This window comes from Halomonas sp. NPDC076908 (genome assembly GCF_050269715.1).
Classification (GTDB): domain Bacteria; phylum Pseudomonadota; class Gammaproteobacteria; order Pseudomonadales; family Halomonadaceae; genus Vreelandella.
This window is the reverse complement of the sequence record NZ_JBNNIW010000008.1, coordinates 35,848-49,448: the sequence shown is the minus strand read 5'-3', so window position 1 is coordinate 49,448 and position 13,601 is coordinate 35,848. Positions and strand designations below refer to the sequence as shown.

The 13,601-nt window shown below is 54.2% G+C and carries 10 protein-coding genes; all 10 read right to left on the bottom strand.

All coding sequences use genetic code 11. The features are described from left to right. Positions 1–67: 67 nt before the first annotated feature. Positions 68–2,485, bottom strand: a complete 2,418-nt coding sequence (locus tag ACQKE4_RS06520) for a glycoside hydrolase family 3 N-terminal domain-containing protein (RefSeq protein WP_427387453.1) — start codon at positions 2,483–2,485, stop codon at positions 68–70. 71 nt (positions 2,486–2,556) lie between these two features. After that, the gene (locus tag ACQKE4_RS06515; protein WP_427387452.1) at positions 2,557–3,693 is read right to left on the bottom strand and encodes an endo-1,4-beta-xylanase; all 1,137 of its coding nucleotides are present in this window, start codon (positions 3,691–3,693) and stop codon (positions 2,557–2,559) included. 135 nt (positions 3,694–3,828) lie between these two features. Further along, on the bottom strand, positions 3,829–5,235 hold the full coding sequence (locus ACQKE4_RS06510; protein ID WP_096922538.1) for a sugar porter family MFS transporter: 1,407 nt from the start codon (positions 5,233–5,235) through the stop codon (positions 3,829–3,831). A gap of 81 nt (positions 5,236–5,316) precedes the next feature. Continuing rightward, positions 5,317–6,624 carry a maltoporin gene (locus tag ACQKE4_RS06505; protein ID WP_205738317.1) on the bottom strand — a complete coding sequence of 436 codons (1,308 nt, stop codon included), beginning with the start codon at positions 6,622–6,624 and terminating at the stop codon, positions 5,317–5,319. A 205-nt stretch (positions 6,625–6,829) separates the two neighbouring features. Then, positions 6,830–7,732, bottom strand: coding sequence for an aldose 1-epimerase (locus ACQKE4_RS06500; protein ID WP_427387451.1), 903 nt, complete (start codon positions 7,730–7,732; stop codon positions 6,830–6,832). A 26-nt stretch (positions 7,733–7,758) separates the two neighbouring features. Continuing rightward, positions 7,759–8,778, bottom strand: a complete 1,020-nt coding sequence (locus tag ACQKE4_RS06495; protein WP_427387450.1) for an ABC transporter ATP-binding protein — start codon at positions 8,776–8,778, stop codon at positions 7,759–7,761. Between the two features lie 51 nt (positions 8,779–8,829). Beyond that, positions 8,830–10,458 (bottom strand): glycoside hydrolase family 43 protein, encoded by a 1,629-nt coding sequence (locus tag ACQKE4_RS06490; protein WP_427387449.1) that lies wholly within the window; start codon positions 10,456–10,458, stop codon positions 8,830–8,832. A 6-nt stretch (positions 10,459–10,464) separates the two neighbouring features. After that, the gene (locus ACQKE4_RS06485) at positions 10,465–11,289 is read right to left on the bottom strand and encodes a carbohydrate ABC transporter permease (protein ID WP_427387448.1); all 825 of its coding nucleotides are present in this window, start codon (positions 11,287–11,289) and stop codon (positions 10,465–10,467) included. Further along, complete coding sequence (locus ACQKE4_RS06480; RefSeq protein ID WP_427387447.1) at positions 11,286–12,218, bottom strand: carbohydrate ABC transporter permease; 933 nt, start codon at positions 12,216–12,218, stop codon at positions 11,286–11,288. Before ACQKE4_RS06480 ends, ACQKE4_RS06485 begins: the two co-directional genes overlap by 4 nt. A 79-nt stretch (positions 12,219–12,297) precedes the next feature. Beyond that, positions 12,298–13,593, bottom strand: coding sequence for an ABC transporter substrate-binding protein (locus ACQKE4_RS06475; RefSeq protein WP_427387446.1), 1,296 nt, complete (start codon positions 13,591–13,593; stop codon positions 12,298–12,300). Positions 13,594–13,601 lie beyond the last annotated feature (8 nt).

The window sequence follows — 13,601 nt, the reverse complement described above, 5'->3', positions numbered from 1 at the left end:
AGAGCTTAAACTTAGTATTAGGAAATCTCTGATTAGCGCAATAGGTAATCAGAGATTTCCCGGGATATTAGTTAACAGTGGCGGAACTCTCCATCTTCCACTGTTTAGGCAGCACGCGCGGTTGGCTACCCATTACGGTGACTTTTCCTTTCAGCGGTAGATGCTGGCTGGACGAGCCAACAGCGATGTCAAAATCGCCCGGTTCCACCACGCGCTCCCAGGGCTGGTCGGTGTAGTTGAGCATATCTACCGGCACGGTGAATGTTACCGTAGCTGCCTCGCCCGCTGGCACCTTTACCTTGCAAAATGCTTTTAGTTCTTTGGTCGGGCGCACTCGCTTGGCAAGCACATCGCGCACATAGAGTTGCACGACCTCTTCACCATCCACGTTGCTGGTATTTTCCAGCGTGATCTCTGCTACCAGCTCATCCGTTAGCGCGAGTTGTTCCCTGGCAATGCGTAAATCGCGGTAGGCAAAGCGGCTATAACTCAGGCCATAACCAAACGGGTATTTGGCACCAAAGCTTTGCGCCACCGGCGTGCCGCTGCTCTTGAAGTGGTGGTTGTAGAAAAACGGCATCGCGCCTGCGCTTTTCGGCACGGAAATGGGCAAGCGGCCCGATGGGTTCACCTTGCCGGTTAATACATCCACCAGGGCATTGCCGATTTCCTGCCCGCCACTGAAGGAGAGCATAAAGGCGCTCACCTTCTCCTCTAGCCCGCCCAGCGAGTATGGCCTGCCGCCGGAGAGAATCACCACCACCGGCGTTCCCGTGGCAACCACGGCTTCCAGCAGTGTTTGCTGCACACCGGGCAGCGCCAGCGTATCGGTGTCGGAACCTTCCCCCACCGTGCCGCTTTGGAACAGCCCCGGCAGGTCGCCTAAGCAAAGCAGGGCAATATCCGCCTGTTGGGCGCAGGCGGCGGCCTCCACAATGGCGGAATCGTCATAACACACCGGAGAAGGCACATGCACCGAGGCGCTATCTTCCACATCGCCGGGGAACACCGCCGTGCCGGTACGCGGCGTGGTCAAAATATCGCAGCCCTTGGCGTACACCACACGCTCCCCGTAGTGCTGCTGCAATGCCTGCAAGGGCGTGACCACCTGGGCGGCGGATTCCTGCGCTTCTTCAAGCAGCGCATGAACGGGGAAGCTGTAGCCACTCAAATGCGCCAAGGGGTCATCGGCGGTGGGGCCAATCACGGCAATGGTTTGGCGCTTGTTTTGCAGCGACAGATCTTGCAGCGGAAGGATGCCGTCGTTTTCCAGCGACAGATCTTGCAGCGGAAGGATGCCGTCGTTTTCCAGCAACACCAGCGATTGGCTGGCGATTTGCCGCGCCAGCGCGATGGTTTCCGGCTGCTGGAAGCGAATGGCGTTTCCATCGGTGTACGGCTGTTCAAACAGCCCCAGGCGGAATTTTTCGGTTAATACCCGCGTCACGCAGGCATCCAGCACGGCATCAGGCATCGCGTCCTGGTCGTTGGAGTCGAGCTTGCCCACGCAGTCATCCCCGGGTAGTTCAACATCCAACCCGGCGTGGAAGGATTGGCGCGCGGCGTCTCTGGCGTCTTCGGCGGTGCCGTGGTGTTGGTAGAGCAGGCTGACACCGATGTAATCCGCCACAATCAAGCCATCAAAGCCCCACTGCTCGCGGAGCAGTTCGGTCATTAACGGGTAATCGCTATGCGCCGGTTGGCCGTCAATATCGTGGTAAGCAGGCATGACGCTGCCTGCGTTGGCCTGCTTAATGGCCATTTCAAAGGGCAATAAAAACACATCGTGAAGCTCGCGCTCCCCCACATGCACCGGGGCGTGGTTGCGCGCACCTTCACTAAAGGAGTGGCCGACAAAGTGTTTCAGGGTGGCCAATAAATCGCGCTGTTCGCCTTGTAGCCCGCGCACATAGTGCGTACCCATTACACCAACCAGATACGGGTCTTCACCAAAGGTTTCTTCCGTGCGGCCCCAGCGTACATCCCGGGAAACATCCAGCACCGGCGCTAACCCCTGGCGGCAGCCGATGCTGCGCGCTTCTTCGCCAATCGCTTTGGCGGCGGCTTCGACCAGTTCCGGTTGCCAGGTTGCGCCACTGTTGAGCGAACCGGGGAACAGCGTACCGCCCCGGCACATAACGCCCACCAAGCACTCTTCATGGGGCAGCGCGGGGATACCTAAGCGGGTGTTTTCCACCAAGTAGCGCTGTAGCGCATTCAGCGCCCTAACGCCTTCTTTTGGCGCTACCCCGTGGGAGCCTAACGGCCTAGTGATTTGCCCAAGCCCGTGGGCAAGGCGAGATTGCCAGCCTTCACTTTTTATACCCGCAAAACTATCTTGCCGTAGCTGATGCTGCCCTTCGGCATCCAAAATCAACCACAGCGCATGGATTTGCGCTAACTTCTCCTCTCTTGACATACGTGCTAGTAGATCTGCAACGCGCTCATTAACGCTTTTTGTCAAATCTTTATAAGGAACGTTCATGTTAAGTCACCATAAAAGAAAGAGTGGAGAAGTTAGGAAACCTCTGATTAGCGTAAGAAACTCCTTACTGATTACCTCAACTTGGAAAGCGCATGATAAGCCGCTTTCGGCTTGCGTTGGCGGTCAAACAGTAGCGGGTAGTTGGTACGCCCTTTCACCGGGAAATCGTTTTTCCACGATTCGGCGTCGTAAGTGCCCCAGGTGCTTACCCGGTCGATCTTGTCGCGGTGGCGCAGTAGCATCTCGAACACTTCAACGTAACGCGCGGTTAGGCGTGCTTCTACATCGCTGGGTAGCGTGTCGGCGTAGGGGTTTAGCTCATCGGAGTACTCAAACTCATCGGAAATTTCCGCCCCGATATGCTCCCAGGCCACCGGCAATACATCCACTTCCAGCTCGGTAATATGCACCCGTGCGCCCTGTTCGGCGTAGGCCACAATGCTGCGCTCAAACTCTTCCAAGTCGGGGAAATCCAGCCCCACATGGCCTTGCAAACCCACTCCGTGAAGGGGGATGCCGCGCTTTTTATAATCACGCAACACATCCACCAAAAACGCGTGTTTTTCCGGGTTGTGCATATTGTAATCGTTGTAAAGCAGCTGGGCGTTGGGGTCGATTTCGTGGGCAATTTGGAAGGCGTGCTCCATATAATCGGCGTTGCCGAAAATCTCGTACCACGGGCTGCGCCGCCATCCGTTACCTTCATCAATCCCTTCGTTCACCACATCCCAAATATGGATTTGGCCGTGATAACGCTCCATCAACGTGGAAATATGCGTTTCCATGCGCCGTTCCAGTTCCGCACGGGAAACCTGCTCGCCACTGGCGTTCACAAACAAATCGCTGGGCGTTTGCGAGTGCCAAACCAGCGCATGGCCAACCACCGTCATGTTGTGTTCACGGCCAAACGCCATAAAGCGGTCCGCCAGCTCCCAGTTCCAGTTACCTTGGGAGGGCTGAATCTCGCCGGACTTCATGCAGTTTTCTGCCGTGATGGTATTAAATTCCCGGGCGATCAGTGCCAGTAGCTCGGCATCCTGGGTTTCCAAGGTGCGATTACTGATGGCCGTGCCGATCAGAAAATCATCCTTGAAAACATCTTTCAGCCCGGTAATTTCCAGCGCCTTTGCCATCGCAACGCCTTTTAGTTGCGCAAGCCCGGCTAACGCGATGCTACCTTGTAAAAAACGACGACGTGTTAGGCTCATAGTGCTTCTCCTTTGTTTTTGTAAATTGTTTTTGTAAATCACACTATCATTAGCGTCTGCTAACAAAACCAATCATTGGCTTTCTTACTTCTAATAAACAGCCCCCATTAGGGGGGCTGCTTATTCACTAGGCCATTACTCGTAGGCCATCTCTTCCAGCTCTTTGCCGCGTGTCTCATTGACAAAGCGCAGTACAAAGAACACCGATACCAGCGCACAAATCGCATAGAAGGCGTAAGCGCCGGAAAGACCAATACCCGCCAGTAGAATGGGGAAGGTCATGGTAATCGCGAAGTTCGCCAACCACTGGAACAGGCCAGCAATCGCCAAGCCGGAACCGCGCATTTGGTTGGGGAACATCTCGCCCAGCATGACCCACATGACCGGCCCCCAGGAAACGTTAAAGAAGAACACATACGCATTGGCGGCCAGCAGGGCAAACACGCCCATGTTATCGCTAAGCTGCAAGCTGCCATTCACTTGGCTGGCTGTTGAGAAGGCATACACCAAGCACAAAAGCGTGACCGTCATACCCGCCGAACCAACCCACAGCAGCGGTTTACGGCCAATTTTATCAATCAGCGCAATGGCTACTAAACACGCTCCAATACTCACAGCACCGGAGATAACGTTAATTAACAGTGCATCCGCTTCGGAGAAGCCAACGGATTGCCACAATACCGCGCCGTAATAGAAGACAACGTTGATACCCACCAACTGCTGGAAGACCGCCAAGCCAATACCGACCCAAACGATACGATGTACTTTACCGGTTGCACGGTTTACTACGTCGCTAAGCTGCGGTTTATGATCGCGGGCAAGCGTTGCATTAATATCGTCAATCTTGTTGCTAACTTCATGCTTATCCATCAGCTTGTTGAGCACGTCTTCGGCATCTTGCTGTTTGCCACGGCTGACTAAATAACGCGGGCTTTCAGGGATAAATAAAAGCGCTACAAAAAAGACGATGGCAGGAAACAACTCCATCCAGAACATCCACCGCCACGTCGCAAACCCAAACCATAGTTCTTCTGCGGCAGAGCCAGTGATGTTCGCCAGCACATAGTTACTTAGGAAGGCAAAGAACAAGCCTGAAATAATCGCCACTTGCTGAATGGTTGCCAAGCGGCCACGGTAGGCAGAAGGGGCGATTTCACTAATATAAGCGGGGGTCATGACACTGGCAGCCCCCACCGCGATACCGCCTAGAATCCGGTAAATAACAAACTCGAAAGAGCCGCCGGCAATACCGGAACCCCACGCACTCACAATAAAGAAAACCGCTGCCGCAATTAACAATAAGCGACGGCCAAAACGGTCGGCTAACCTTCCGGCAAAAAACGCACCAGCAGCACAACCCAGCAACATAGAGGCAATATTAAACCCTGTGCCAACACTATTAGAGCCAAAGGCAGTTTGTAGCCCTTCAACGGTGCCGTTAATAACGCCACTGTCAAAGCCGAATAGAAATCCACCAATCGCCGCAATGCAACAAATCAATAGAATATAAGAAGTTTGACTTAACTGTTGTTTCTCTTGCATTGTTTTTCTCTTTAAAAGGGCGCCTATTACTAGGCGCCAAAAACGATGAAACAGTACGACGCTGGTTAATCCGGCAGCGACCTAGAACCAAACATCCATCTGTACGCCAAAGGTCACGCCATCGTGATCACCAATATTGATAGCGTCACCAACAGTGTCCGCATCAAGGGCACGGCTAGATCCATCATCTTGAAAAGCATCGCGGCCATGCCAATCGGCATAGGTGACAAAGGTGCGGATCACCGGGCGGGCAAAACCGCTTACCCCTGCCGCCCACTGCTGTGCCAGGGTCACTTTGGTGAGGTTGCTATCCGCGCCGCCATTTTCAAAAGAAACATGGTCGTGGCCGATCTCAAGCGCGGTGCTTAGGTTGTCGGTCCAGTAGTAGGAAGGGCGAATACCACCTGAAATCCAGGTTTGGCCTGAACCATCGTCGAAGTCTTTTTTCTCGTAAATCGCGGCGTAGAGCAGGTCTACCTTGCCCGGTGATAGCCATACGTTACCGTGGTTAATTACTCGCCACATATCGCCGCCAACAGCATCTGCCGATGGGTTTCCATTCATCCGACCTTGGCCATTACCCGCGTTGATAATGCCATCGGTGCCATACTGCACGGCGAATTTATTGGTGCCGCCAAACCAGTTGCTTTGCTCGTGCTGCACGGTAAGCAGGTGGCCGCGCTCGGCTTCACTGCCGTTGTAATACTGCTCTTGAGCGTCACTTAATTGAGCACGGCCATAGTTGTAACCAAAGACAAGTTTGCCATCGGCATTCACCGGAATATCGGACCAGCGAATATCTAACGTATCGTTGGAAATACGGTTATCTGCATCGGGGAACTCGGTGTCATCCGTCCCGGTTGCGCGCATCCAAGCCAAGTGGAGCTTACCGGTGCCAACATCAATATTTTCGATACCGGCACCTGGGCCGGTGGAATCCCAATAGAAGAAGTCGTTGATATGTACATCGTGGCGGCGATAGAAACGCTTACCTGCCCAGATAGAGGCACCGGGCAGTGCTTCTACAATGTTATCCCCCTGAACATAGAGCTGCCGCATTTCTACGCCAGTATCTTCTGAATCATTCAGTTGGTTGGAGTGGTAACCCACCATGCTGTTGAAGTAGAAAGACTTGTCGCCTTCCTCATAAAGCGTTGAACCAAAGCCTAACTCGGCATAGGTTTCACACTCGTTCCCTAAGCGGTATTTAGCGCCTGCACCATTGGCTTTAAAGCACGCTTGGTCGCCGCCACCAGCGGTATTGCCGATACCCGAACGCGCATAACCGGTGAAGTCGATATCCGGCGCTGCCGCAGCCGACAATCCAGAAGCCAAGCATAGCGCCCCACCCAGCACGCTTTTAGAGATTGCGTTGGATAGCATTTTCATAATTTTCTCTTCTCTTTTTATGATTATTTACAAAACAACTAAGCGTTTTTTTCATTCGTTATTAAATGTCTTTTCCATAATGACTATTTCCATAACAGTCATGATTAAAGACGGTTAATTTATAAAAGCTCTAAACTAATAAATTATATTTTGCCATCCACCTCCTTCAATATTATGGATACAGGGTTTATCAAACTACTTGTTATCAACTCACCCAGTTGAAGCAGCAGCGATAGGTGTGAGTTTCCCCTTCGGCTAATTCCACCAAACCGTGGGCGCTGGGATTATCAAAGTGGTGGGCGTTGACATCGTGGTCCACCGGCTCAAAGCAGAAGAAATTGACGTTCTGATCCGGCGAGAACACAAGGTAGCGGCTAACGGTAGGTTCGGCGTTTACCACTAGGGTTAACGCGCCACCTGGCTGCGCTAAATCATTTGATTGGGTTAGATGCAAGCGCGCATGGCCATTCCAGCCGGTGAACAGGTTGTCGATTTTATCCACAGGCAACGTACGCGCCTTGGCGAAATCCCACGCTTCGCCGGTGGCAATGTGCCGCCAACGGGTGGGCAGTTGCGCGACATCCACTTCCCACACGCCTTCGGCGCTGGCTTCAATACGGGTGCCTTCGCGGCGCTCAAACCACGGGTGCAGCCCCAGCCCATAAGGCGCTGGGGTTTTGCCGTGATGCGTTACCTCAAGGGTAACTTCCAGTTGGGTACCGTTCAGGCAGTAGCAAAGCTCCGCCGTGTAATTGAACGGTGGCTGCTCGTTAGAGCGCAGCCCTAAACGGAGCGTCTGTTCTGTTTGTTCCAGAATGTGCCATTCACGCTTCCAGCCATCCCCATGAATGGGCAGCGGCTCCCCTTCCAGCTCTGCCGCAAAGGAGTAGTCGTTGCCGCGCCAGTGAAAGCCGCCCCCAGCAATACGGTTTGACCAAGGCACCAGCGGGTACATCGCCAACTGGTTGGGGTCGCTTTCGCTTGCTTGCCCTGGGCGCATTAACGCCACGGCACCGCGTTCGGTCAGTGCATCAAAACGCACGACCGAGCCACCCACACGGGGGTTCACTTCGAGGCGCAACTGCCCATTATTGAGCGTAACGGTCATGATTAGGCTCCCTTGCAGCCGTGCTATCAGGCAGTGGCAACGTCCGGTAGGCACTTACCATTGCGGTCGAAAGAGTGCAGCAGTGCGTGGTGCGGCGTGAGGTGGAGCGTATCGCCGTTGTTGAAATCAGCATCCCCCGGCAGGCGTACGGTCAACGAGCCTGCTTCTTCGCTATCGACATAGGCGAAGGAATCCGCACCGAGTTTTTCAATCACGCGGATACGCCCTTTCCACTCGCCTTGCTCACGGCTGACATCCATATGTTCCGGGCGAATACCCAGGGTAGCGGCACCATATTTTTCCGCCACGGCTCCCTCGATAAAGTTCATTTTGGGCGAGCCAATAAAGCCTGCCACGAACAGGGTTTCTGGGCGCTGATATAGTTCCATCGGTGCGCCAACCTGCTCAATTTGCCCGGCGTTCATCACCACGATGCGGTCGGCCAAGGTCATGGCTTCCACTTGGTCGTGGGTGACGTAAATCATCGTGGCATCAAGGCGTTGGTGTAGCTCGGCCAGCTCGACGCGCATCCGGTTACGCAGCGAGGCATCCAGATTCGAGAGCGGCTCATCGAACAGGAACACGCCGGGGTTGCGCACAATCGCGCGGCCAATCGCTACCCGTTGGCGCTGCCCGCCGGAAAGCTCCGAAGGTTTGCGCTCCAGCAGCTCTTCCAGATTCAGCAGCTTGGCAGCCTCGGCCACCTTGGCTTCCCGCTCATCCGCCGGGACTTTGGCAAGGCGCATACCAAAATCGATGTTTTTGGCAACCGTCATATGCGGGTAAAGCGCGTAAGACTGGAACACCATGGCAATGTTGCGGTCGCTCGGCTCTGCCGTGGTGACGTCTTTTTCACCGATACTGATTGACCCACGCGTAACGGTTTCAAGACCCGCGATCATGCGCAGCAGTGTGGATTTACCACAACCAGAAGGGCCTACCAGCACGGTAAAGGAGCCATCTTCTATCTCTAGGTTGAGATTGGGAATGACCGTGGTCTTACCGCGAAACGTTTTCTCAATTTCAACCAGGGTTACTTTAGCCATTGTCGGGTCTCATCTTTAAACGTGAACGCATTGTTATGTTTAACGGCGTGATTAGCGGTGTAATTCGTTTAGGCGGCGATAGCGGAATTCCGCGAAATCGGCGGGCGTACCGCGGCCACTGATGTCGTAGGCGGCCATGCCGAGGAAGTTGCCGGTAAAGTAGCCGTGGGCGCGCCCGCTGCCTTCATCGGAGAGCAAACCGGCATCCAGTACCGGGCCGATGGTTTGCCATTCGGCTTCGCCCTGGCGGAAGCGGAACTGCAATTCACCTTCGCGGATATCCAGCCCCAGGCTGACGGGCAATTCAGGTGCCAGAACGACGTTGCCGACATCGCTGCCCGTGTCGCTGATGGTCATGGAGCCGCTGGGCCATTCATCCGCGCAGCTCATCACGCTGAGCACTTTTTCGCCGTTGTCGTTCAGCGTGACCGCGAGGAAGTGGTACTTGAAGCGGTTGTAGTAAGCGGTTAGCCCGGCAAACTGCTGAATATCTTCCGGCTCGAACGACAACACCGTTTCGGCGCTGCAATAGATGCTGTCCTGGCGGCGCGCCACCAGCGCCTGCTCAAACCAGGAGCCGACCGACTCGCGGCCAAACAGGCGCAAGTAGCCGGGGCGCTCGGTTAGCGAGAAAATCCGCTCGGGGTGCGGGGTACGCAGCCATTGGAATTCCATCGGCAGCGCATCGGTAGCAAAGGTGTGGATTTCTTCTTCCGCAGGGGGAATAAATTCCACCCCCGGCATGGCGATTTCAAGGCTGGGCGTGTTGCCGCCATCAGCCAAACGCAGCCAGCCATCGCTGCCCCACTCCACCCGCTGAATGGCGGTTTCGCGCCCCCGTGGGGAACGGCGGGTGCCCGGCAGGGGGCGGCCACACAGGTGAACCATAAAGGTTTCACCGTTGGGCGTTTCCACAATATCCGCATGGCCTGCCCGTTGCAGGGGGCAATCCGGGTCGTGCTTGCTGGTCAGCACCGGGTTTTGCGGGTGGACTTCGTAGGGGCCTTCAATGTTGCGTGAACGCGCCATGGTCACGGCGTGGTCGTAACCCGTGCCGCCTTCCGCCACCAGCAGGTGGTACCAGCCATCGCGGCGATACAGGTGCGAGCCTTCGGTCAGCTTTAACTCGGTGCCCGCAAAGATATTTTTGATTGGCCCCACCAGTTGTTGGCGCTCAACATCGTACTCTTGTAGCAGAATGCCGCCGAAACGGTCGCCACCTTCGCGCTGGCGGTAATCCCACTGCAAGTTAATCAACCACTTCCGGCCATCCTCATCGTGGAACAGGGAAGGGTCAAAACCGCTGGAGTTGAGATAAACCGGGTCGCTCCAAGGACCGGTAATGGAAGGGGCGGTCACTAAATAGTTGTGACCATCCTTAAAGTTCCCCTCGTAGCGTTTCATATCAGTATAAATCAGCCAAAACAGGCCATCGGCGTAGCTTAGGCACGGTGCCCAAATACCGCAGGAATCCGGATTGCCGCGCATATCCAGCTGGCTTGCCCGATTCAGGGGGCGGGTGATTAGCTCCCAGTTCACCAAATCCTTGGAGTGGTGAATCTGCACGCCGGGGAACCACTCAAAAGTTGAGGTGGCGATATAATAATCATCACCCACCCGGCAGATGGAAGGGTCTGGGTTAAAGCCCGGCAAAATAGGATTTTGAATGGTATTTTTCATAAATCGTTATCCCTTAACAGAGCCACCGGTCAGGCCAGCCACAATGTATTTCTGGGCAGCCAGGAAGAAGATAACCGCTGGGGTAATGGTGAGCGTGACGAACGCTAGAATCATGTTCCATTCGGTTAAGTACTCACCCTGGAACTGCATCATCCCCAATGGCCAGGTATATAAAGAGCGGTCGTTAAGCACGATCAACGGCAGCAGGAAGTTGTTCCAGCTCTGCACGAAAACGAAGGTGCCTACCGTTGCCAGAATCGGCGTGGAAAGCGGCAGCGTAAACGACCAGAAGAAGCGTAAATAGCTGCAACCATCCACATACGCGGCTTCAAATAACTCTTTGGGAAGTTGGTCGAAGAAGGCTTTAAAGAGCAGGATCGCCAGCGACAACCCAAAGGCGGTTTGCGGCAGAATCACCGCCCAGTAGCTATCCAGCAGCCCTAAATCGCGCACCTTAATGAACAGCGGCAAAATCGCTGCCGCAAAGGGGAACATCAGCCCGAGCAGCAGGTAGCTCAGGATCATCTTGGAGCCTAAAAACTTGATTTGCGCAAATACGTAGGCTGCCGCAGCCCCCACAATCAGGGTGAGCAGTACCGTCATGGACGAAATAAAGAAGGAGTTGCCCATATAGCGCCAGAAAGCACCATCCAGAAAGATGGAAATATAGTTTTCCGGGTTCCAACTGGTGGGTAGCCACAAGGGGTTAACCCGTAACTCCGCATTGCTCTTAAAGCCGCCAAAAAATGAAGCAAGAAGAGGCGCAATCACTAAACCTGCAATTAAAATCAGAACGATTACACGGAATGTATTTCGCGTCGTATTATTCACGCCTTATTCTCCTTCCCGGTGGCGCGCTGGTAAAAGAACGCAACGCCAATCGCCAATACAAACAGCACTACCGCCGCTGCACTACCAAAGCCGATATTCAGCCGTGAAAGTCCGAAGGTATACAGGTAAGTCACAATGGTATGTGTGCTATTCGATGGCCCGCCGTTGGTCATCGGGATAATGATGTCGAAAATCTGTAGCGAACCGATAATGGCAAAAAAGCCACTCACTACCAGGGCGTGCTTAATCATCGGTATTTGGATAAACAGGGCAATTTGGCGTGCTTTGGCACCTTCTAACTTGGCGGCTTCAATCAAATCTTTCGGCACACTTTGCAAGGCGGCAATGTAGATCATCATGTGGAAGCCAAAGTACTTCCATACAATCACGGTCATAATTGCCGGGAAGGCCCATTGACGATCCGCCAGGACATAAACGGACTCTTGCCCCAAGGATTGGAAGATAGTGGCGGTAATGCCATAGTCGCCATCAAAGACAAAGCTCCAGATCAAGCCAGCAGCCACTTCCGCCAAAATATAGGGCAAGAAGAACACCAACCGGAACAGGGTGTTGGTTGGGGTCTTTTTATAAACAAGCAGTGCCAAGCCTAACGCCAGCGGCATTTGAATCACTAGCGAAACAATAATCAGCTTGGTGGTATTCCATAACGCGGTATGAAATATCGAATGATCGAGCAGGCGCGTGTAGTTTTCCGTGCCTACAAAATTGCTGGGCGATCCATAACCGTTCCACGAGAAGCCACTGTAATAAGCAGCATCCACTAACGGCAGGATAACGAACAGCGAGAAGATAATCAGTGCGGGCGGTAATAACAGCAGTACCGCCGCTAATTTACCGCTTACCAGATTTTTCTTGATGCGATCTGTCGTCCCCCGCTTATGAACTGAAGGTCGGGTCGTCGTTGTCATGATATGCATCCATTCCAAGCTTAGGGGGTTGCGCCAGCGGGTTAACGCTGGCGCTGTTCAGGCGATAAAAGAGAAAGGATTAACGGAACTGCCAGGCTTCTTCGACTTGTGCAGCGGCATCTTCCGGCGTAACTTCGCCCAGTGCCAAATCACCACTAATGTCGTTGATGGTGGCGCCAACGGAGGTACCCAGCGCTTGGTCCAGGAACACTTGGTGGTGGTTCGATTCGCTCAGGATAGTGGCAACCTTCTTGGCGTAATCGGTTTGCAGCTCTTCTTCAGAACCGTGCGCTACCGGTACGAAAATACCTAAGCGGGCAGCTTCTCGCTGGTTCTCTTCATTGAGCAGGAATTTCAGGAAATCCACCGCTTCGTCAGAGGCACCTTGCGTTACCGCAAAGCCGTTCATGCCGCCAAAGCTGTTGTCGTTACCCGCACCGCCTTCGATGGTGGGGAACGGCACAAACTCCAGGTTTTCATCCGGCACGCCTTCGCCGGTCGCAGAGCGCTCTTTCGAGGGGATGTAGTCCCAGTCGCCCATCAGGTGCATGGCGGCTTCGCCGTCACCAAACATGGCGCTGGCACGCTCGTAGGTGGTTGCCATAAAGCCGGACTGGAAGGGGTTAAGTTCTACCAGCGACTGCAGCAGCTCGCCAGAACGGACGAAAGCGTCTGATTCAAAACCGTCGCCTACGCCTTGTTTGGCGGCTTCAATGCCTTGCCCACCCGCCAGACGGGTAGCCAGGCTGCCCCAGTAGAAGTGCATCGGCCAACCATCCTTGCCGCCCACGACCATCGGCGTAATATCGTTGGCACGCAGGGCGGTCACGGCGTCTTTCAAGCCTTCCCAGGTGCCCAGCGATTCAAGTTCTACGCCTGCTTTTTCGGTGAGTGCGGTGTTTACCCACAAACCCACTACGGTGGCGTACAGCGGTGCTCCGTAAACGCGACCATCCAGCGTGAAAGCACTCACGGCAGAGGCGGGGTAGATGTCTTGCCAACCATCCTGCATTATTTCAGCGGTGAGGTCCCGCACGAAACCGGCTTCCATTTGGTTCCTTAACCCTTCGCCACCCCAGCTATAGAAAATATCCGGGCGCTGGTCGGATTGCAGCAGCGTGGGCAGGCGCGTTTTGTAGGCTTCGTTGGCAATGTACTCAAAAACAACATCAACGCCGGGGTTGTTGGCTTCGTACTCGGCAATGATGTTGTCGTAGTACTGCTTTTCAGCATCACTGATTTCAACACGCAGTAGCTTAACCGTGGTATCGGCGGCAGCCACGAAAGACCCTAAGCCAGACGCAAGCGCTACCGCCGCCACTAGGCAAGACTTCGCCCGTAACCTCTTTGTAATTTGTTTTTCAAAAATAAACATGGCTGATC